14 protein-coding genes and 1 pseudogene are annotated in these 21,710 nt (G+C 63.3%); 7 read left to right on the plus strand and 8 right to left on the minus strand.

Features of this window, described 5'->3' with window-relative positions; genetic code table 11:
• The first annotated feature begins 347 nt into the window (after positions 1–347).
• Together NKI06_RS13725 and NKI06_RS13730 are read left to right on the plus strand one after the other, a co-directional pair.
• The gene (locus NKI06_RS13725; RefSeq protein ID WP_023704837.1) at positions 348–2,717 is read left to right on the plus strand and encodes a trimethylamine N-oxide demethylase; all 2,370 of its coding nucleotides are present in this window, start codon (positions 348–350) and stop codon (positions 2,715–2,717) included.
• A 306-nt stretch (positions 2,718–3,023) separates the two neighbouring features.
• A complete protein-coding gene (locus NKI06_RS13730; protein WP_023684441.1) occupies positions 3,024–4,733 on the plus strand; it encodes a trimethylamine N-oxide permease in 1,710 nt (569 codons plus the stop codon).
• Between the two features lie 62 nt (positions 4,734–4,795).
• Here the strand turns inward: NKI06_RS13730 and NKI06_RS13735 are convergent, their stop codons facing one another.
• The 5 genes from NKI06_RS13735 to NKI06_RS13755 form a co-directional block, all read right to left on the minus strand.
• Positions 4,796–6,151 (minus strand): LLM class flavin-dependent oxidoreductase, encoded by a 1,356-nt coding sequence (locus NKI06_RS13735; protein ID WP_023704836.1) that lies wholly within the window; start codon positions 6,149–6,151, stop codon positions 4,796–4,798.
• A gap of 275 nt (positions 6,152–6,426) precedes the next feature.
• Positions 6,427–9,564 carry an efflux RND transporter permease subunit gene (locus NKI06_RS13740; RefSeq protein ID WP_023696637.1) on the minus strand — a complete coding sequence of 1,046 codons (3,138 nt, stop codon included), beginning with the start codon at positions 9,562–9,564 and terminating at the stop codon, positions 6,427–6,429.
• 248 nt (positions 9,565–9,812) lie between these two features.
• The gene (locus tag NKI06_RS13745) at positions 9,813–10,952 is read right to left on the minus strand and encodes an efflux RND transporter periplasmic adaptor subunit (protein WP_023692166.1); all 1,140 of its coding nucleotides are present in this window, start codon (positions 10,950–10,952) and stop codon (positions 9,813–9,815) included.
• Positions 10,953–11,010: 58 nt separating this feature from the next.
• Complete coding sequence (locus NKI06_RS13750) at positions 11,011–11,616, minus strand: TetR/AcrR family transcriptional regulator (RefSeq protein WP_023668564.1); 606 nt, start codon at positions 11,614–11,616, stop codon at positions 11,011–11,013.
• Between the two features lie 163 nt (positions 11,617–11,779).
• Positions 11,780–13,420: an acyl-CoA synthetase gene (locus tag NKI06_RS13755; RefSeq protein ID WP_352985775.1), complete on the minus strand. Its 1,641-nt coding sequence runs from the start codon at positions 13,418–13,420 to the stop codon at positions 11,780–11,782.
• 190 nt (positions 13,421–13,610) lie between these two features.
• Here NKI06_RS13755 and NKI06_RS13760 point away from each other — a divergent pair, with 190 nt between their 5' ends.
• From NKI06_RS13760 to NKI06_RS13780, 5 genes and pseudogenes are all read left to right on the plus strand, one after another.
• Positions 13,611–14,582, plus strand: coding sequence for a sugar-binding transcriptional regulator (locus tag NKI06_RS13760; protein WP_023709943.1), 972 nt, complete (start codon positions 13,611–13,613; stop codon positions 14,580–14,582).
• A 93-nt stretch (positions 14,583–14,675) separates the two neighbouring features.
• Positions 14,676–16,730: a bifunctional aldolase/short-chain dehydrogenase gene (locus tag NKI06_RS13765; RefSeq protein ID WP_352985777.1), complete on the plus strand. Its 2,055-nt coding sequence runs from the start codon at positions 14,676–14,678 to the stop codon at positions 16,728–16,730.
• 215 nt (positions 16,731–16,945) lie between these two features.
• Positions 16,946–17,280: pseudogene (locus NKI06_RS13770) on the plus strand (D-alanine--D-alanine ligase A); the annotation flags it as partial.
• Between the two features lie 94 nt (positions 17,281–17,374).
• Positions 17,375–17,635 carry a ribbon-helix-helix domain-containing protein gene (locus NKI06_RS13775; protein ID WP_023823503.1) on the plus strand — a complete coding sequence of 87 codons (261 nt, stop codon included), beginning with the start codon at positions 17,375–17,377 and terminating at the stop codon, positions 17,633–17,635.
• Positions 17,628–17,915, plus strand: a complete 288-nt coding sequence (locus NKI06_RS13780; protein WP_352985779.1) for a type II toxin-antitoxin system RelE/ParE family toxin — start codon at positions 17,628–17,630, stop codon at positions 17,913–17,915. The genes NKI06_RS13775 and NKI06_RS13780 overlap by 8 nt, the downstream gene beginning before the upstream one ends.
• Before the next feature lie 72 nt (positions 17,916–17,987).
• Here NKI06_RS13780 and NKI06_RS13785 read toward each other — a convergent pair whose 3' ends face one another.
• The 3 genes from NKI06_RS13785 to NKI06_RS13795 form a co-directional block, all read right to left on the minus strand.
• Positions 17,988–19,040, minus strand: coding sequence for a substrate-binding domain-containing protein (locus NKI06_RS13785; RefSeq protein WP_023692173.1), 1,053 nt, complete (start codon positions 19,038–19,040; stop codon positions 17,988–17,990).
• A gap of 46 nt (positions 19,041–19,086) precedes the next feature.
• A complete protein-coding gene (locus NKI06_RS13790; protein WP_352985781.1) occupies positions 19,087–20,082 on the minus strand; it encodes an ABC transporter permease in 996 nt (331 codons plus the stop codon).
• A gap of 74 nt (positions 20,083–20,156) precedes the next feature.
• Positions 20,157–21,668 (minus strand): sugar ABC transporter ATP-binding protein, encoded by a 1,512-nt coding sequence (locus NKI06_RS13795; protein WP_352985783.1) that lies wholly within the window; start codon positions 21,666–21,668, stop codon positions 20,157–20,159.
• Between the last annotated feature and the right edge of the window lie 42 nt (positions 21,669–21,710).

The raw sequence follows: 21,710 nt of genomic DNA on the forward strand, positions 1-21,710 counted from the left end.
CGATAGTTTCAAATGTTGGCGCCGCCCCTCATTGCCCTGCCGGGCATTTCTCCCCGTATAGTGACGTGGAGAAAGAAGCTGGTCGCAGCCTCGGCGCTCGTCCTGCAACGCTGGCGATTGGCGAAACCGGCGACGACAGCTTCGCCCGTTTACGGGGAGAAGATGGCGGCAGCCAGATGAGGGGCGGCGCTGGCGTTCGGAAGATGGGTTTGATTGGAAGGGTCTAACCTGCAGCGACCGCGTCGAGAACGCCACCTCCACCTTGCCAAACCCAACCGCGCTGCTATTCTTGCAGCTAAAGTAATTTTACACACAGGCAAACTTGTTTCTCGAACCGCAAGGCTGAGATGAGCCAGTCGCCCTACCCTTCAGTGACAGCCGGGCCGCCCCGGCCAAGCCTCATCCTGCGGCCCGGCCAGATCGCGCTGCCGCCGGGCATGGAGCGGTATGCGGCCCCCGGTAACGGCGCGGTGCTGATCGATATCGAGGCCGGCGATACATTTGCCATCCGCAATGTCGAGGGCGGCCAGGCCTGCGAGCTTTTGGCCTGGGACAAGTCAGGCGCCACCGACCCCGCCATCTTCGGCGAAAAGTCCAATAGCAATGCCGCCGGGATCAAGGCGCTATTGGCCGAGGGCGACGATAGCCTCGCTTCCGTGCGCCGCGGACTCGAGCGCCGCCAGGTGCAGCTTGACCAGGCCAAGGCGGTGCGCGTCTTCGGCGGCGCCACGCCGGCAGGCACCGAGCAGGCCTTCACCGTCGCGCGCGATGGCGGCTTGCTGATTGCAGCGCCTAGCGGGCCGATGCTGGTCGACGGCCACGACACGGCAACGCCGCTCACCGTCATGGTGCGCCGCGCCACCGTGCGCCTGAAGACAAAGTCGCAGCTGGCCGATCCGCTTGCCGATCCGGTGCTCGATCTGCGCGTCCATTCGGCGACAGCCGAACCCTATTTCGTCAAGGCGGGCGACTACCTGCAGATCATCGATGTCGACGGCCGCCAGTGCACCGATTTCCAGTGCTTCTCGGCGCGCAAGCTGGACAAGGGGCTGGACCATCCGCTCGACGTAACGACCACGCGCACGCTGATGGGGTCGAGCTACCCGATGCCCGGCCTTCACTCGAAATATTACGACCAGGACATGGAGCCGTTGGTCGAGGTTATCCAGGACACATGCGGCCGGCATGACGCGTTCGCGCTGGCGTGTGCCGCCAAATATTACGACGACATCGGCTATCCCGGCCACACCAACTGCTCGGAGAATTTCAACCGCGCGCTGGCCGACAAGGGTGTCACCCCACGTGCCGGCTGGATGGCGATCAACTTCTTCTTCAACACGGCGATCGACGCCCATGGCGTCATGGTGTCGGATGAGCCGTGGTCGCGCGCCGGCGACTATGTCCTGCTCAGGGCGCTCACCGACATCGTCTGCGTCTCCTCCGCCTGTCCCGACGACACGACACCGGCCAATGGCTGGAACCCGACCGACATCCATGTGCGAACCTATTCCGGCCAACACAAATTCTCGCGAGCGATCGCCAGACGCATGACGCCCGATTCGGAACCGAAAATGACCCGCGAGACCGCCTTCCATTCAAGCTTCGCCAAGCACACCCGCAACTTCGTGGAATACCGGGGTTATTGGCTGGCCAATTCCTTCGCCAAGGAAGGCGCCATCGCCGAATACTGGGCCTGCCGGCAGGATGCCGTGATCATGGACCTGTCGCCGTTGCGCAAGTTCGAGGTCACCGGCCCGGATTCCGAGGCGCTGCTGCAATACACGCTGACCCGCGACGTCAAGAAGCTCGGCGTCGGCCAGGTCGTCTATTCCGCCATGTGCTACGAGCATGGCGGCATGATCGACGACGGCACGCTGCTGCGGCTCGGCAAGGACAATTTCCGTTGGGTCGGCGGCGACGACCTGTCCGGCGAATGGCTGCGCGACACCGCGAAAAAGCTTGGCCTCAACGTGCTGGTGCGTTCCTCCACCGATCAGATGCACAATGTCGCTGTCCAAGGGCCGAAGAGCCGTGACATTTTGCGAGAGGTGGTCTGGACCTCGCCGCTGCAACCGTCGATCGACGAACTCGAATGGTTCCGCTTCGCTGTCGCGCGCATCGGCGGCGGCAATGGCATTCCGGTCGTGGTGTCGCGCACCGGTTATACCGGCGAGCTCGGCTACGAAATCTGGTGCCACCCACGCGACGCCGAAAAAGTGTTCGATGCCATCTGGGAGGCCGGCCAGCCGCACGGGCTGAAGCCGATGGGCCTGCAGGCACTCGACATGGTGCGCATCGAAGCCGGGCTGATCTTCGCCGGTTACGAATTCTCCGACCAGACCGACCCGTTCGAGGCGGGCATTGGCTTCACCGTACCGTTGAAGGCCAAGACCGACGATTTCATCGGCCGCGAGGCTCTGATAAGGCGCAAGGAACATCCGCAGCACAAGCTCGTTGGCCTTGACATCGACAGCAATGTCGCCGTCGGCCATGGGGATTGCGTCCATATCGGCCGCGCCCAGATCGGTGTCGTCACCTCGGGCATTCGCTCGCCGGTGCTGAACAAAAACATCGCTCTGGCGAGGCTTGACGTCACCCACGCGGCAATCGGCACAGAGGTGGAGATCGGCAAGCTCGACGGTCATGCCAAGCGGCTGCCGGCGCGCGTCGTGGCCTTCGCCCACTACGATCCGCAAAAGACCAGGCCGCGATCCTGAGGGTTGCACCCCCGGCCCTTCGCAGGCTCAGGGCGTTCGAAGCTCGAAAGCAATTGGCTTTCCGTCCGCTACCGCGGACCGCTTCTCACCCCACAAGGGGAGAAGGACAAAGCGAGCGTTTCGCAACCGTGATGTGCACGACGCCACAAATCACTTGACGTGAAAGCGCGCCGGATCAATCTTCACTGTTAAGAAAAAAATACGACTGAGTGGAAACACTGGAGTCGTGCGGTCATGTACCGGGGAACAAGCTTCGCGAAGCCGAGGCATCACCGGCCGGGAACACAAAATGGGGAATTCAGACAGATGAGCACGATTACCACTGCCCTGGAGCAGCCCGCTGAAGGCAAGCTGCTCCGCAACATCGACTGGCGCGGCGCCTTCTGGGTGGCGAGCGGCGTTCCTGCCCTTGTCCTGTTTTCGATCGGCGGCATTGCCGGAACGACGGGAACGCTGGCCTTCGGGATCTGGATCGCTTCCATGATCATGGGCTTCCTGCAATCCTTCACCTATGCCGAGATCGCCGGCCTGTTCCCGAACAAGTCGGGCGGCGCCTCGATCTACGGCGCCACCGCCTGGCTGCGTTATTCCAAGTTCATCGCGCCGCTGTCGGTGTGGTGCAACTGGTTCGCCTGGTCGCCGGTGCTGTCGCTGGGCTGCTCGATCGCCGCCGCCTATATTCTCAACGCGCTGGCGCCGGTGCCGCTGTTCACCGAGGCGTCGCCGGACGTCGTCGCCTATATCGCGGCGCATGCCGGAACGGTGCCTGCCGACGCCATCGCCGCGGTGACCGCGGCGGCCACGCCGGCGATCCGCAACTGGACGCTGTTCAGCCACACGCTAGGTCCTGTCTCCTTCACCCTCAATGCCACTTTCTTCATCGGCGCGGTGCTGATGCTGATCATCTTCTCGATCCAGCATCGCGGCATTCTCGGCACCGCCAATGTGCAGAAGTATATCGGCCTCCTGGTCATCATCCCGATGCTGATCGTCGGTGTCGTGCCGATCGTCACCGGCCAGATCAACTGGGCGAACTTTTCGCCGCTGGTGCCGCTGGCGGCGGCTTACGCGCCGGAGCCCGGCTCGTGGAACATTGCCGGCTGGACGCTGGTGCTGGGCGGCATGTTCATCGCCGCATGGTCGACCTATGGTTTTGAGACCGCCGTCTGCTACACATCGGAGTTCAAGAACCCGGGCACCGACACGTTCAAGGCGATTTTCTATTCCGGCCTGCTCTGCATGCTTCTGTTCATCCTGGTGCCCTTCACCTTCCAGGGCGTGCTGGGCCTCAACGGCATGCTGGCGACGCCGATCGTCGACGGCTCGGGTGTCGCCGATGCACTGGCCGGCATGGTCGGGGGTGGCGCATTGATCCACAGCCTCTTGGTGATGCTGATGATCCTGGCGCTGGTGCTGTGCATCATGACGGCAATGGCCGGCTCGTCGCGCACGCTCTACCAGGGCTCGGTCGATGGCTGGCTGCCGCGCTATCTCAGCCACGTCAACGAGCATGGCGCGCCGACGCGCGCCATGTGGACCGATCTCGTCTTCAACCTGATCGTGCTGGCCATCGCCTCGGCCGACGCGACGAGCTTCTTCTTCATCCTCGCCGTGTCGAACTGCGGCTACATCATCTTCAACTTCCTCAACCTCAATGCCGGCTGGATCCACCGCATCGACAACGGCCACATCAACCGGCCTTGGAAGGCGCCGAGCTGGCTGCTCGGCCTCGGCGCCATCTTCGCCTATGTAAACGCCATCTTCATGGGCGCCGGCGCCAAGGTGTGGAACCCGATGGCGCTCTGGGCCGGCCTGATCACAGCCGCCTTGATCATCCCGGTGTTCTGCTACCGGCACTACGTCCAAGACAAGGGCAAGTTCCCCGACCACATGCTGGCCGACCTCGGCATGGCGGGCGCAGACCTCTCGGTCAAAAAGGCAGGCATGCTGCCCTACCTGACGCTGGTCGCCGGCGTGGTGGTGATGCTGCTCGCCAACTGGTACTTCGTCATCTGAAAGTGATGGCTTGAAAAGAATGGGCGCGCTTCGGCGCGCCTGTTTCTTTTTATGGCAGGACGTCAGCCGGCCTTGCGAATGGCCCCTTCGGAGCCTTCGAAGAACCGGTTCGGCGGCCGCTTCAGGCCGAGATTCTCGCGCAAGGTGGTGCCCTCATACTCGCGCCGGAAGAGCTTTCGCCGCTGCAGCTCGGGCACCACCTTCTCGGCGAAGTCGTCGAGCCCGGCTGGCAGATAGGGGAACATGACGTTGAAGCCGTCTGACCCTTCGGCAAACAGCCATTCCTCCATCGAATCGGCGATGGTTTTCGGCGTGCCGACGAAAGCAAGGCCGGAATAGCCGCCGAGCCGCTGCGCCAGCTGGCGGACGGTCAAAGTCTCTCGGCGCGCCAGCTCGATGACGCGCTCACGGCCGCTCTTGGAGGCATTGGTCTCGGGGATTTCGGGCAAGGGCGCGTCGGGATCGAAGCCGGATGCGTCGTGCCCCAGCGCGATCGACAGCGAGGCAATGCCGCTCTCGTAATAGACCAGGCTGTCGAGCTTGGCGCGTTTGGCCTGTGCTTCCTCGACGCTGTCGCCGACGATGACGAAGGCGCCGGGCAGGATCTTGATGTCGTCGCGCGAACGGCCGAGCTTCTCGGCCCGGCTTTTGACATCGGCAAAGAAGCGCTGCCCGGACGCCAGATCGGAATGGGCGGCGAAGATCACCTCCGCCGTTTCGGCTGCCAGCTGCCGCCCGGCCTCAGATGCGCCGGCCTGGACGATGACCGGCCAGCCCTGCACCGGCCGCGCAATGTTGAGCGGGCCGCGCACCGAGAGATGCTCGCCCTTATGGTCGAGCACATGCAGCTTCGCGGGATCGAAATAGAGCCCGCTCTCGGCGTCGCGGATGAAGGCGTCGTCGGCAAAGCTGTCCCAGAGGCCGGTCACCACATCGTAGAATTCCCGCGCATTGTGATAGCGCTCGTCGTGCTCGACATGCTCGTCGAGGCCGAAGTTCAGCGCGGCGTCGGGATTGGATGTGGTGACGATGTTCCAGCCGGCGCGGCCGCCGCTGATATGGTCGAGCGAGGCGAAGCGACGGGCAATGTGATAGGGCGCGTCGAAGGTCGTCGATGCGGTGGCGACAAGGCCGATATGATCAGTGACGGCGGCGAGCGCCGACAGCAGCGTGAACGGCTCGAACGAGGTCACCGTGTGGCTGCGCCGTAGCGCCTCGATCGGCATGTTGAGAACGGCCAGATGGTCGGCCATGAAGAAGGCGTCGAACTTCGCCGCCTCAAGCGTCTGCGCAAAGCGCTTCAGATGGGCGAAGTTGAAGTTGGCATCGGGATATGAGCCGGGATAGCGCCAGGCCCCGGTGTGAAGACTGACCGGACGCATGAAGGCGCCGAGCCGCAATTGCTTATTGTCTACCATGGGATGATCACCTGATGCGAACGAGGGTTGCCGCTCCGATATGTAAGCAGGATCGGACGGCTTTGCCGTCCTGGGAAGGAATTCTGTTTTGCAAAACCGGCGCCGCGAAGCATTTTCATACAGGTGGCCGTTCAACCTATTTTGATGAACCCGCCTGGTGTTGAGATACTTGCCTGGGTGCTCGGTGCCACCGGCAAGGAGAAAGCCAGAACGCCGCACGTCAAGCGTACGGCGTTCCAGCATTTTCCAAGGAAGATCCTGTGCCCCAGCAGCGCCTACTCGGCGGCCAGCGCCAGTGGCGGCCTGTCATTGTCCTGCACGGCCTCATCAGCCGGCTTCCTGCCTTTCTTCGGCTCGCGGCCGAAGAACAGCGCGTAGCCTGCCGGCAGCACCAGGATGGTGAGTACGGTGGCGACGAGGATGCCGCCCATCATGGCGTAGGCGAGCGGTCCCCAGAACACCGCACGCGAGATCGGGATCAGCGCCAGCACCGCCGTCATCGCCGTCAGCACGATCGGCCGGAAACGGCGCACGGCCGAGCCGATGATGGCCTCCGATCGGTCCATCCCCCTGGCGATGTCCTGATCGATCTGGTCGACCAGGATGATCGAGTTGCGCATGATGATTCCGAGCAGCGCGATGACACCAAGGATGGCGACGAAGCCGAACGGCGCGCCGCTGATCAACAGAGCCGCCGCCGCACCGATGATGCCGAGCGGACCGGTGGCCAGCACGAGCATCGCCTTGCCGAAATGCTGCAGCTGGATCATCAGGAGCACGACGATGACGGCCAGCATGATCGGCGCCTTGGCGGCAATCGAGGCCTGGCTTTCGGCGGAATCTTCCGCACCGCCCTGGATCTCGATCTTGTAGCCGGGCGCCAGGCCGGCGCGCATGCCCTGCATGTCATTGTAGAGCTTGGTGACGACGTCGTTCGACTGCACGCCATCCGGCAGCGTGGCGCGCACCGAGATGGTCGGCAGGCGGTCGCGCCGCCATTCGACGCCCTGCTCGAGCACCGGCACCACCTTGGCCACCTGCGACAGCGGCACGAAGCCGCCGAAATCGGTCGGGATATAGACCGAGTCGACCGAGGACAGCAGGCTGCGGCTGGCGTCCGGTTCGCGGGCGACGATGGAAACCGTCTCCTCGCCATCACGGAAGTCATCGAGCGGCGCGCCGGACATCGCTGCCTGCAGCATCTGGCGGATGCGCTGCGAGGTGACGCCAAGCGCACGGGCGCGGTCCTGGTCGATGACCAGCTTCATCGCCGGTACCGGCTCCAGCCAGTCGTCATGGACGGCGCCGAGGAGCGGATTTTCGGCGAATTTCGCCTTCACCTGGTCAGCTATGCGGCGCACCTCCTGGCGGTCCGGACCCATGATGCGCATCTGCACCGGCCAGCCGGTCGGCGGGCCGAGGAACAGACGGTCGACCTTGGAGCGGATCGAAGGGAAATCCTGCGCCAGGACTGAGCGCAGCTTGAGGATCAGCCGCTCACGTGCCGGCTCGTCATTGGCCATCACCAGAAGCTGCGCATAGTTCGGATTGCGCAATTGCTGGTCGAGCGGCAGGAAGAAGCGCGGCGCGCCTTCGCCGATATAGGTGGCGATGAAGCGCTTGTCCTTGTCGTCCATCATCCGGGCTTCCAGCGCTTTGGCCTGCGTCTCGACCTCCTTGATCGAGGTTCCCTCAGGCAACCAGAGATCGACGAGGATTTCCGGCCGCGAGGATTGCGGGAAGAAGTTTTGTGGGATGAACTGGAACGCCCACAGGCTGGTGGCGAAGGTGACCAGCGTCATCACCAGAACGATGATGCGGTGGCGCACCGCCCAGCCGACCGTGGCGCGCAGCCGCCGGTAGAAGCCGGTGTCGAAGGCGTCATGATGGTTGCCGGCGTGTTTGCGCTGCTTGAGGATCATGTAGCCCAGCCACGGCGTGAAATAGACGGCGACGAACCACGACACGACCAGCGCGATGCCGACCACATAGAACAGCGTGCGCACATATTCGCCTGCGGTCGAGGCGGCGAAGCCGACCGGGATGAAGCCGGCTATGGTGATCAGCGTGCCGCTCAGCATCGGGAAGGCGGTCGAGGAATAGGCGAAGCTCGCCGCCTCGATCTTGACCAGCCCCTCCTCCAGCTTGCGCTCCATCATCTCGACGACGATCATGGCGTCGTCGACCAACAGCCCGAGCGCGATGATCAGGGCGCCGAGCGAAATGCGCTGCAGATCGATGCCGAGCTCGTACATGATGGCGAAGGTGGCGGCCAGCACCAGCGGAATGGCAATGGCGATGACCAGGCCGGAACGCCAGCCGATCGACAGCAGCGAGACAGCAAGCACGATCAGCAGCGCCTCGCCGAGCGCCTCCATGAACTCGTTGACGGCGTCCTTGACAACCTCGGGCTGGTTGGAGATCTGGTCAACCGCAACGCCGTAGGGCAGCGCTTCCTCAAAGCGCTTGTAGGTCGCCTCGACATCCGTGCCGACGTCCCTGACGTTAAAACCCTTGGCCATGACGACGCCGACCTGGACGCTTTCGTGGCCGTTGAAGCGGTACTTGCGCTGATAGGGATCTTCGAGACCGGAACTCACGGTGGCGATGTCGCCAAGACGTGTCACCTGACCACCGGCGCGCAGGCGCAATTCCCTGATGTCGGCAGCCCTGGTGACATCGCCCTCGACCGAGATGCGCACCGAGCGCAGGCCGGTGTCGACGGAGCCCGCCGGATCGACATTGTTCTGGCCCTTGATGGCGTTCTGCAGGTCGGTCAGCGTCAGGCCGCGTTCGGCCAGGGCCTTGGACGAGACGTCGATATAAAGCTTCTCCGGCTGGTCGCCGATGATGACGGCCTTCTCGACGCCCGGCGTCGTCAGCAGCATGTCGCGAGCCTGGGTGGCGAATTTCTTCAGCTCCGGATAGCTGTAGCCGTCGCCGCCGATCGAGTGCAGGGTGATGAAGGTGTCGCCGAACTCGTCGTTGAAATAGGGCCCGAGCAGGCCTTGCGGCAGGTCGCCGGAGATGTCGCCAACCTTCTTGCGCACCTGGTAGAAGGCGTCCTTCACCTCCTCTGCATTGGTGTCGCCCTTGATCTGGACGGTGATGATGGCGCTGCCGGCGCGGGTGTAGGAACGGACGAAGTCGAGGTGCGGCGTTTCCTGCAGCTTGCGCTCGATCTTGTTGACGACCTGGTCTTCCATCTCCTGGATCGAGGAGCCCGGCCAGATCGCCTGGACGACCATGACGCGGAAAGTGAAATCGGGGTCTTCCTTCTGGCCCATGCGCATTAGGCCGAGCGCGCCGGCAATGATGATCAGACCGAACAGGAAGCGCGCGATCGAGGGATGGCCGATGGCCCAGCGCGAAAGATTGAAAGGCTGCTTTTCAGTGCTGTCGGTGGTGGTCATCGGCGTCAGTCCAATTCGTTGATCGTGCGCGCATACGCTTTGCATGCAGCTAGGATATTCCGATGCTGGCTTCCGGGCGGCGAGGCTTTCCGAGCGGAGAGACACTCATCGCGGTGGGACGCGCGGATCGATGCGGGGGAACTTGATCTTGGCGTCTCGACCATCGGGCGCTCGCCGCCCGGAAACCCTGAATTCGCTTGCCCAGCCCTTTCGCCGAAGCGACGATCAAGCCGGCTTCATGCCTGCGGTCAGCGCAGGGCCTTTGCGGCATCGCCTTCCGCAGAGGCGGCCTGGACCGCATCGCCGGTCAGCTTGACCTTGAGATTCTCGGTCATGAACTGGGTGCCGGCGGCAACGACGACATCCCCCGGCTTGAGCCCGTCGGCGACGCTGACGCCGTCGGCGGTGAACTCCGCAACCTTGACCAGGCGCTCGTGCACCGTCTCGCCGGCGCGGTCGACGGTCCAGACAATCTTGCGACCATCCTTTTCCGCAAGCGCGCTGAGCGGGATCGACACCATCTCCTGCTTCTTGGCCACCGAGGCCTCGATGTTGGCGGTCATGCCGAGCAGCACGCGCGGGTCGTCGGGCAGCGAGACGCGGACGGCAAAGGTGCGCGACTGCTGGTCGGCGCTGCCGGCGACTTCACGCACTTTGCCGGAGAGCGCCAGCGCGTCATCGGACCAGAAGCTGGCCTTGACGTCCTTTCCCGGCTTGAAGGCGGCGATGTCCATTTCGGGAACCGCGATCAGCACTTCCTTTTCGCCGTCGACGGCAACGGTCATCACAGGCGTTCCGGCGCCGACCACCTGGCCGACATCGGCCGAGACCGCCGTGACGATGCCGTTCTCGCTCGCCTTGAGATCGGTGTAGACGACCTGGTTCTGCGCCTGGGCAAGGGTAGAGCGGGCGGCATCGCGCGTCGCTACCGCCTGGTTGTAGCTCAGCGTCGCCTGTTCGAGTTGCGACTTGGAGGTGAAGTTCTTGGCAAAAAGCTGTTCGGCGCGCTTGCGGGACAGATCGACCGTCTCGACCTGCCGCTCGGCGGCGTCGAGGCTGGCCTTGGCGCTCTTGACCGACAGCTCATAGTCCGTGGGATCGATACGGGCTAGCACATCGCCTGTCGTCACATGCTGGCCGATGTCGACCAGGCGCTCAGTGACCTTGCCCGAGATGCGAAAGCCGAGGTTCATTTCGGTACGGGCTCGCACCGAGCCGGAATAGGTGAGTTCGCGACTCTTTTCGGCCTGGCCGATCTCGACCACCTTGACCGGACGGATGATGTCCTGGACCTCGGTCTTCTCCTGGCTGCAGGCGGCGAGCCCGAGCGTGGCGACGATCAGGCCGGCGACCGGCAGCTTGCGGATGATGGAACTGGACAAAGACACTTTCGTGCTCCCGACTGGAGATGAACGGTCGACACCGGCGCCCGGCGGGCGGCGGCTGTTACTTCAGAGCCTTGATCGCGTAATCGATGAGATCGTCGGGCATCGCCCGATTGGTCTTGGCAAGGCATTGCGCCACCATTTGGGGGTGACACAGAATGACGGTGGCGGCGCCGAAGCAGCGCGATGCGATGACCGGATCCTGGTCGGCAAACTCGCCGGCCTCGATGCCCTCGCGGATCACCTCGGCAAACAGGTCGTGAATGCTGTCGATATGCTTGTCGATGACGCCCCAGTCGCGCTCGAGCGCGACGATGACCATTTCGTGGACCTTCTGGTCGTCGAGCATGACTTCCAGTGTCATCTTGTACTGCGCATGCACGTAGCGGCGCAGCCGCTCCTCGGCGCTGATCGGCAACCGGGAAATCTCGTAGGCCATGTTGTAGCTGGCGAGGAGCATGCGGCCGCAGACGGCCTGGTGGATTTCGACCTTGGAGGCGAAGAAACGGTAGATGTTGGCCGGCGACATGCCGAGTTCGCGGGCGATGTCGGCGACATTGGTCTTGCCGTAACCATAGTGCCGGAACAGGCGTTCGGCACAGTCGAGAATGCGGGTGACATTCTCCTGGCGGGTGGAGTCGGCCATTATGCTGGCGGCTTCGGACATGGCTCTCTGTCGATTTATGAGTGACGAATTTCAACTTTCGTCAGTCGTAAATCGAAAAGAGGGAAGTGTCAATGCGAATTCGACGTACGCGTATAATTTGGTGACAGAGGGTGACAGAGGGTGTGCGCGAACTCGACCTTGCGCGTGCCGTTGCGCTCTGGAACTAAGATCCCTTCGCCATTTCCCGCAGCTGAAACTTCTGGATCTTCCCCGTCGATGTCTTCGGGATCTCGGCAAAAATCACCGCCTTCGGCACCTTGAAGCGGGCGAGCAGCGCGCGGCAGTGTTCGATGATCTCGGCCTCGCTTGCCACCTTGCCGGGCTTCAGCTCGACATAGGCGACCGGCACCTCGCCCCATTTGTCGTCTGCCTTGGCGACGACGCCGCAGGACGCCACGGACGGGTGTTTGTAGAGGGCTTCCTCGACCTCGATCGATGAAATGTTCTCGCCGCCGGAGATGATGATGTCCTTGGAGCGGTCCTTGAGCTGGATGTAGCCGTCGGGATGCATGACGCCGAGGTCGCCGGAGTGGAACCAGCCGCCGGCAAAGGCCTCTTCGGTCGCCTTCCTGTTCTTCAGATAGCCCTTCATGACGATGTTGCCGCGAAACATGACCTCACCGATCGTCTCGCCGTCGGCCGGCGTCTTCTGCATCGTCCCCGGGTCCATCACGGTCAGGCCTTCGAGTGCGGCATAGCGCACGCCCTGCCTTGCCTTCTTCTGCGCCTTCGATCCCTTGTCTAGATCGTCCCACGCGTCGTGCCATTCGTTGACGACCGCCGGGCCATAGGTCTCGGTCAGCCCGTAGAGATGGGTGACGGCAAAGCCGGCATCGGCCATGCCCGACAGCACCGCTTCCGGCGGAGGTGCTGCCGCCGTATTGAAGGTCACCGTCTGGGAGAACGTCCGCTTGTCTTCGTCCCTGGCGTTGATCAGCACCGACATGACGACCGGCGCACCGCACAGATGCGTCACGCCGTGGTCGGCGATGGCATCATAGATCGGCTTCGGCCGCACCCAGCGCAGGCAGACATGGGTGCCGGCCTGGACGGCCATTGTCCATGGGAAGCACCAACCATTGCAGTGGAACATCGGCAGCGTCCACAGATAGACGGCGTGCTTGGCCATGCCGGCATGGATGGTGTTGGTGTAAGCCATCAGGGCAGCGCCGCGATGGTGGTAGACGACGCCCTTCGGATTGCCTGTCGTGCCGGAGGTGTAGTTGAGCGAGATGGCGTCCCATTCGTCGTCGGGCATCGACCAGGCGTAGCCCTGGTCACCGCCGGCGACGAACGCCTCATAGTCGATCGCGCCGATGCGCTCGCCCTTGGGATAGGGTGCATCGGCGGCATAGTCGGGATCGTCATAGTCGATGACCAGCGGCTTCACCTTGGCCAGTGCCAGTGCCTGTTTGACGACAGCGGAAAATTCGCGGTCGACGATGAGCACCTTGGTCTCGGCATGGTCGAGCTGGAACGCGATGACGGCGGCATCGAGCCTTGTGTTGAGCGAATGCAGCACCGCTTTGGCCATCGGCACGCCGAAATGCGCCTCCAGCATGGGGGGCGTGTTGGACAGCATGACGGTCACCGTATCACCCTTGCCGATGCCGCGCTTCGACAGCGCCGAGGCCAGCTTCAGCGAGCGCCGCCAGAAGGTGCGATAGGTGATGCGCTGGCTGCCATGGATGATGGCGACATGATCGGGATAGGTGCTTGCCGCCCGCTCCAGATAAGTGAGCGGCGTCAGCGGCTGATGGTTGGCGGCGTTCTTGCCGAGATCCTGCTCGTAGGGACTGCCCATCCCGTGCTCCCCGAATTTTCATTGTTGAGAACTTCTAACCACAGGTTCCCGCCACGTCACCATCGGCGATTCCCGACCGGGCACATTTGGCGCAATGATCGTCCAGATTCGATGGGCAAAGAGGTATCGTGTACCCACGCCAGTTTGACTTTTGTCGAGAGCCGTGAATAATGTCAGCCGAGGAGACGGCATGGCGATCCGACCGGCAGAACAGCTTATCCACAAGGCCGCATGGCTCTATTATGCCCATGGTCTGCGCCAGGACCAGGTCGCCAGCCAGCTTAACATTTCCCGCGCCTCGGTCGCCATGTATTTGCGCAAGGCGCGCGAGACCGGCATCGTCAACATCTCGACCTCGACGCAGCTGTTCACCGACGACGTGCTTGCGCGCCAGCTCGAGGACGCGCTCAAGCTTGATGCGGTGTGGATCGCGCCGGAGAATGCCTATGTCGTCGACCCTTCGACGGACGTTGCGGTGCTGGCGGCGGGCGTCTTTCTCGAACTGGTCAAGAAGGGCGACCGGATCGGCGTCGCCTGGGGCCGCACCGTCTACACTATCGCCGACGTCATGTCCTATGCCGACCTGCAGGACGTCACCGTTGTGCAGCTCTGCGGCAATCTCGGCGCGCCCTACTCCTACCGTCCCGACCAGTGCACGATGGAGATCGCCCGGCGGCTCAACGCCAAGGGCCTCAATTTCTACGCGCCGCTGGTGCTGACGACGGAATTGCTGGCGCATGGGCTGCGCGCCGAACCGGTGATCCGCGAACAACTGGCCGATATTGCCAACTGCGATCTGGCGCTCTATTCGGTCGGCACGGTCGATGGCGACAGCCATGTCGTCAAATGCGGCGCGCTCAGCCCCGGCGAGATGGGGCTGTTGCGAGAAGCGGGCGCCGCCGGAGTCGTTGCCGGCCAGATCATCGATGCCACCGGCAAGGCGCTCGACTGCAGCTACAACCGCCGCGTCATCTCGGCCTCGCTGTCGTCACTGCGCCAGATCGAAAAGCGGCTGATGGTGGTCCAGGAAGACAGCAAGTTCGAACCGCTGCTCGCAGCACTCGCCGGCGGACTCTGCACGCATCTGGTCGTCGGCGCCGGCATGGCGCGGCGGCTGCTCGAATATGCCGGAGCCAGCGCGGGGGCAAAAAAGGCTTCCTGACAAACGAAATCCTTGCAGCGGCGCATTGTCATCAAGGCGTCGCGGCACTCCTGTTCACAGCAACATCAAAGACAGCAAAGCGGACATAGCGACATGAAGAACCTTTGGAATGACGACGACGCGGAAAGACTGGTGGGCGATTATGCGAAAAAGGGCGTGGCCCGCGACCTCGCGTTGCGCGTCTACACCACCCGGCTGCTCGGCGGCGAGCCGCGGCTGGTGCTGCATGGCGGCGGCAACACTTCCTGCAAGACCAAGGCCATAGACCTCGTCGGCGACGAATGGGACGTGCTGTGCGTCAAGGGCAGCGGCTGGGACATGGGTGTGATCGAGCCGCAAGGCCTGCCGGCGGTCAAGCTCGGCGCGCTGCTGAAGGCGCGTGCGCTGGCCAGCCTCGCCGACGAGGACATGGTGGCGCTGCAGCGGGCGAACCTCATCGACCCCGCCTCCCCCAATCCATCGGTCGAGACGCTGCTGCACGCCTTCCTGCCGCATAAATTCGTCGACCACACGCATTCGACCGCGATCCTCGCCATCGTCGACCAGCCGGACAGCAAGCCGCTGATCAAGACCGTGTTCGGCGACAAGATGGGGTACGTGCCCTACATCAAGCCGGGCTTCGACCTCGCCAAGGTGGCCGCCGATGTCTACGACGCCGACCCCAGCGTCGAAGGCCTGATCCTCGACAAGCATGGCATCTTCACCTTCGGCGACGATGCGAAGCAGGCCTATGACCGCATGATCCATTATGTGAACGTGGCCGAAGACTATGTGGCGAAGAACGGCAAGCCGAAGACAGCGAAAGCCGCACTGCCGGCCAAGCTCGCAACGCCGGCAGCGATCGCGCCGATGCTGCGTGGCGCGGTCGCGGTGGCGCGTGGCGAAGGCCGCTTCGACCGCATGATCAGCGATTTCCGCACTTCGGACGCCATCGTCGATTTCATCAACTCGGCCGGCATTGCAGACTATGCCGGACGCGGCGTGTCGACGCCCGATCTGTCGATCCGCATCAAGACCGGACCGATGGCGGTTCCGGCGCCAGACGCCGACAAGGCCGGCGACTACAAGGCCGTCATCAAGAGCCATGTCGACGCCTTCGCCAACGACTACCGCGCCTATTTCGAAACCAATGACGCGCTGGACGACGTCGAGCGCACCATGCTCGACCCGATGCCGCGGCTGACGCTGGTGCCGGGCCTCGGCATGTTCGGCCATGGCCGCACGCTGAAGGATGCGAAGATCGCATCTGACGTCGGCGAGATGTGGATCGAGGCGGTGCGCGGCGCCGAGGCCGTCGGCAGTTTCCATCCTCTATCGAAGGCCGATCTCTTCCCGCTGGAGTACTGGTCGCTTGAGCAGGCCAAGCTCGCCTCCAACAAGCCGAAGCCGCTGACCGGCCAGGTGGTGCTGATCACCGGCGGCGCCGGCGCGATCGGTGCAGCGACGGCAAAACTGTTCGCCGCCAATGGCGCGCATGCCGTCGTCGTCGATCTCGATGCGGTCAGGGCGGCCGAGGCGGCAAAGGCAGCCGGCAACAATTCGATCGGCGTCGGCGCCGACATCACCAGCCCGGCCGAGATGCGCGCCGCCTTCGACAAAGCTGTCGCTGTCTATGGCGGCGTCGACATTCTGGTCTCCAACGCCGGTGCCGCCTGGGAAGGCCGCATCGGCGAGCTCGACGATGCCCTGCTGCGCAAGAGTTTCGAGCTCAACTTCTTCGCCCACCAGTCGGCGGCGCAGAACGCGGTGCGCATCATGCTGGAACAGGGCACCGGCGGTGTGTTGTTGTTCAACACCTCCAAGCAGGCGGTCAACCCGGGTCCGAAATTCGGCGCCTATGGTGTGCCGAAGGCGGCGACGCTATTCCTGTCCCGGCAATATGCGCTCGACTACGGCGCGCACGGCATCCGGTCGAACGCCGTCAATGCCGACCGCATCCGCTCCGGCCTGTTGACCGACGCGATGATCGCCAGCCGCTCCGGCGCGCGCGGCGTGTCGGAGAAGGAATACATGTCCGGCAACCTGCTCGGGCAGGAAGTGACCGCAGACGACGTGGCGCAGGCCTTCCTGCACCACGCGCTAGCCGAGCGCACCACCGCCGATGTCACCACGGTCGACGGCGGCAATATCGCGGCGGCGCTGCGTTAGACATAGACCTGGAGCGGTTCATCGTTTTACCAAAACGGCGAACCGCTCTCCCACCTGAAGGACTCCAGGCGGAGAACTGCTTTTTCAGGTCGTGCTGAAAAACTGCTCGAACTGGTCAAAATCCACTCCAATCCTTGGCCTATTGCTCGACCACTTTAGGGCGCGCCTTGTGTTTCGCATGCGAGCTCCGACCCTGATCCTTGGTGGAGTTGTCGATGGCTGCGAAGAGACTTCGTGTCGGCGTGCTGTTCGGCGGGCGCTCCGCCGAGCATGAGGTTTCGCTGCTTTCGGCAACCATGTCATGCGTACTCTGGATCGGCGAAATACGACTCCGTTCCCACCTTCGTCACCCGCGAAGGCCAATGGCTGCTGAGCGATTTCAAGGACGGCGCGCTGGCGACACCGTCTGATGGGACGCAGCTTTGCCTGCCGCCGGGCGGGCATGGCGGATGCTGGCGATCCCGCCAAGGGCGCCGCATGGCCTGCCTGCCATCGAATATGGTGTTCCGGTGCTGCACGCCTGCATGGCGAGGACGGCGCGGTGGCTGGTGCGCGTCGGGCGGTCATGATGCAGGGGCAGATTCCTAACAGATATTGTTAGATCTTGTTGGACGCATTATAATGTGGGTATGAAAAACGAACCTATGCGCACCCTCACTATATCCCTTACCGCGCAGCAGATAGCTCGCCTGCAAAGCGCTATCGAAGGTGGCGGTTATGCTTCCAACAGCGAGATTGTCCGCGACGCCCTGCGCTTATGGGAGCAGCGCGAGGAATTGCGCACGCTCGAACTCCAGCACTTGAAGCGGGCCTATGCCGACGGGATGGCCAGCGGCGAGCCAGTGGCTGTCGACCACACCGAGTTCATTCGCAGCCTGAAGGCAGAACGCCGCGCCCGTGGCTAGCCATCGGCTCACACCGCGCGCTTCGCAGGATTTGCGAGACATCTGGTACACCATCGCCGCCGACGATGAAAAGGCAGCAGACAGACTGTTGATGCGCATTTTCGAAAGACTGGAGCTGGCGGCGCAGCACCCCAAGATGGGCAGCGCACGGCCCGAGTTAAGCGCAACGGCCCGCGTGCTCGTCGAAGGCAGCTATATCGTCCTCAACGAGCCGCAGCCCGATGGTGTTATCGCTGTGGCGATTGTCCACGGGATGCGCGATCCAGACCATTGGTTGTAGGCCGGCAGGCTTACCATCAATATGAAAAGAGCGGCCCATAGCCGCCCTTCGCATCTATCAGACGACCAATCCCTACTTCGCGTTCGGGTTCGGCATCCAGGCCGGCATGGCGACATCGGCATGGGCGAATTGCGGCAGCTTGGCCGACAAGTCCTCCATGTTCTTGATGTCCTTGTCGATCAGGTCCTTCTGGGTGATCAGCGTCGGCGGCACGATGACGTTGTGGCCGGGATCTTCACCGGCGAGCAACTGCGCCAGCGCACGCACCGAGACCTGGCCGACGACGGCCGGGTTGGTGGCGGCGGTCGCTGCCCAGGCACTGTCGGTTTCGCGCATCGCCGCGATATCGGAGGTCGAGATGTCGGCCGAGTAGATCTTGATCTTCTTGTTCAGCCCCGCTTCGTCGACGGCGATCTTCACACCCTTGGCGAACTCGTCATAGGGCGCGAACATCACATTGATGTCGGGATGCGCCTGCAGCACCGAGCGCGCCTGGTTGGCGACCGAGTTGGCGATCGGGTTGTCGAGCGTGCCGAACATCGCGACTTCCTTGATGCCGGCATGTTTCTTCTTCACGTCGACCCAGGTCTCGTTGCGGCGGTCGAGCGGCGCGATGCCAGCGACATAGACATAGCCGGCGTTCCAGCTCTCGCCATTGTCCTTGACCGCCTGCTCGAGCGCCAGGCGCGCCAGGTCCTTGTCGGACTGTTCGATCTGCGGGATCTTGGGGTTTTCGACATTGACGTCGAAGGCGACGACCTTGATGCCGGCATCAACCGCGCGCTGGGCGGCGTCCTTCATCGATTCCGTCAGGCCGTGCTGGATGATGATGCCCTGCACGCCGAGTGCGATGGCCTGGTCGACCATGTCGGATTGGAGGGCGGCATCCTGGCGGCTGTCGAGCACGCGCAGGTCGATGCCGAGCGCCTTGGACTGGGACTCGACGCCCGAGAGATAGGCCTGGAAGAAATCGCCGGTCGAGAGATAACGCACCAGCGCGATCTTGACGCCAGGCTTGTCGAACGGCGCCGGCTTGTCGGCGGCAAAGGCCGGGACCTGCATCAGCATTGTTGCGCCGGCCAATCCGAGCGCGACCTTCCCCAAAAGTCGTCTTGTGATGTTCACGTTCTTTCCTCCGTTTGTTGAACCCAAAACTGTCCCGGCAGCCATTCTATCTCCTGCCCCGGCCGGAAAGGGCGAAGGTAAAGACAAGGGCGACGACGAGAACCACGCCCTTGACGAAATCCTGCGTGTAGTAAGGCGCGTTCATCATCGTCAGGCCTTGCAGCAGGATGCCGACGAACAGCGCGCCGATGGCGGTGCCGAAGGCGTTCGGCTTGGCGGCGCCGAGCACCGCGTAGCCGATCAGCGCCGCGGCAACCGCATCGAGCAGCAGATTATTACCCGACGCGATGTCACCGCGTCCAAGCCGTGCGGCCAGCAAAATCCCGCCGATCGAGGCAAAAACTCCTGAAATGACGTAGGCCCAGATCTTGTATGCCTTGACAGGCGCGCCGGCGAGTTCGGCGGCCCGTTCATTGCTGCCCACGGCATACATCATGCGGCCGAAGCGTGTGTATTCGAGGAAGAACCAGATCAGCACGGCGAGCACGATCAGCACGATCACCGAGACCGGAATGAGGTTCGGGATGAAGAAGTCGAAGCGGTGGCGGCCGAGCGCCAGGAAGGCGTCGGAGAATTTGCCGTTGGCGACCGAGCCGTCCGGCATTGTCATACCGGTGGCGATGGAGCGTCCTTCAGTCGGGATGCGCTGGAGGCCGACGAGCAGGAACATCATGCCGAGCGTCGCCAGCAGATCGGGCACGCGCATATAGACGATCAGCCAGCCATTGATGAGGCCGACAAGGGCGCCGATGAGCAGGCAGATGAGGACAGCGACGACAACGTTCTGCTCCAGCACCACCATGACATAGGCAGCCGCCATCATGGCCGATGTGGCAACCGAGCCGATCGAGAGATCGAAGCCGCCGACAACCAGTGTGGCGGTGACGCCCAGCGCCAGCACGCCGGTGATGGCGACCGACTGGAAAATGAAGACGGCACTTTGCGGCGAGACGAACCCGTCGGCGGCGATGGCGAAATACGCGATCAGCCCGAACAGAAGCACGATGAACCCGTAGCGGATAGCGTAATCGCGCAGCGTCATTCAGCGCCCGCCGTCAATACCCAACTCAAACCCGTGCACTCCATTCCAACCCTCAGTTCTTCAATCATCGTGGCTCAGGCCGCACTGTGCAACGGCCCGCCCGCGACTTCGGCCAGCAGACGGTCGAGATCGACATCGGCGTTGCGGTGTTCGCCGACGATGGTCTGCTCGGACATCACCAATATGCGATCGGCCGTCTCCAGTGCCTCGTCGAGTTCGGTGACGAACAGCAGCGTGGCGCGGCCATTGGCGCTGGCCCTCAGCTTGGCGGCGATGTCGCGCCTGGCGGAGATATCGACGCCCTGGAACGGTTCGTCGAGAATGAACAATCGGGCGTCCTGCGCCATCCAGCGGGCCACCATCACCTTCTGCTGGTTGCCGCCCGACAGAGTGGTCATCTCGTCCTTCTCCGAGCGGCAGACGATGCCGAGATCCTCGATCTGCCGGCGGGCAATAGTGCGTTCAAGGCCGCGTTTGAGAACTGAAAAGCGCGACATGCGCTTGTGGAAGGGCAGGCTGATGTTTTCCTGGATGTTGAAGCCGCCGACGACGCCGTTTTCGCCACGGTCCTTGGCGACCAGAAACACGCCGGCGGCGATGGCTTCGCCGGTCGACGCGGGCGCATAGGGCTTGCCATATAAAGTCATCGTGCCGGACAGCGGTTTGCGCAAGCCGAACAGCGTCTCGGCGAGCGCGGTCTTGCCGACGCCAACGAGGCCGGTGATGGCAACGACCTCGCCGTCGCCGAGCGTCAGCGAGAATGGCCGGGCACCAGGGGCGATGCGCAAGGCATCGACGGTCAGGATCGGCTTGGCAGAACTCCTGGCTTCGATGCGGTCAAGATGGATCTTGCGGCCGAGCATGGCGTTAACGGCGCCCTCATAGTCGAGAGGCTTGCTATCGAAGACGCCTGAGATGACGCCATCGCGCATCGAGACGATGCGGTCGGCCAGCCGCCTGATATCCGACATGCGATGCGAGATGTAGAGGATGGCGACGCCCTGCTCGCGCAAGCGGTCGAGCAGCGCAAACAACCGGTCGGCCTCGGCGCTGGACAGCGACGAGGTCGGCTCGTCGAGGATCAGCACTTTCGGCTGGTGCGCCATGGCGCGCGCGATGGCCACCATCTGGCGATCGGCCAGCGACAGGTCGCTGATGCGGGCCTTGAGGTCGATGGCGAGCCCCATGCGGTCGGCCACCGCTTTGGCGTCGCGGCGCACCCGGCCGGGGTTGAACAGCAGCGGCGCGCCCTTGCCGGTCAACCGGTCGAGCGTCAGATTGGTGGCGACATCGAGATCGGCGACGACGCCGTCATTGATGTTTTGGTGCACGGTAACGACACCGGCGCGGATCGCCTCTGCCGGCGTGTTCGGCGCGAAATCATGACCGGCCAGGTGCATGGTGCCGCCGGCATGGTCATAGACGCCGCTGATAATTTTCACGAGGGTGGACTTGCCGGCGCCATTGGCGCCCATCAGCACGGTGATCTCACCGGCATGCAATTCGAGCGAGACGCCGCCAAGCACCTCGATATGGCCAAAGGATTTCCTCAGGCCGCCCACGCGGAACACGGCATCATTGCCCATTCGTTCCTCCCTGACGATGACGCTATGGGCTGCGTCATCAAT

Origin of the sequence: Mesorhizobium sp. M0772, from assembly GCF_040320135.1 — a bacterium.
Taxonomy (GTDB): Bacteria; Pseudomonadota; Alphaproteobacteria; order Rhizobiales; family Rhizobiaceae; genus Mesorhizobium.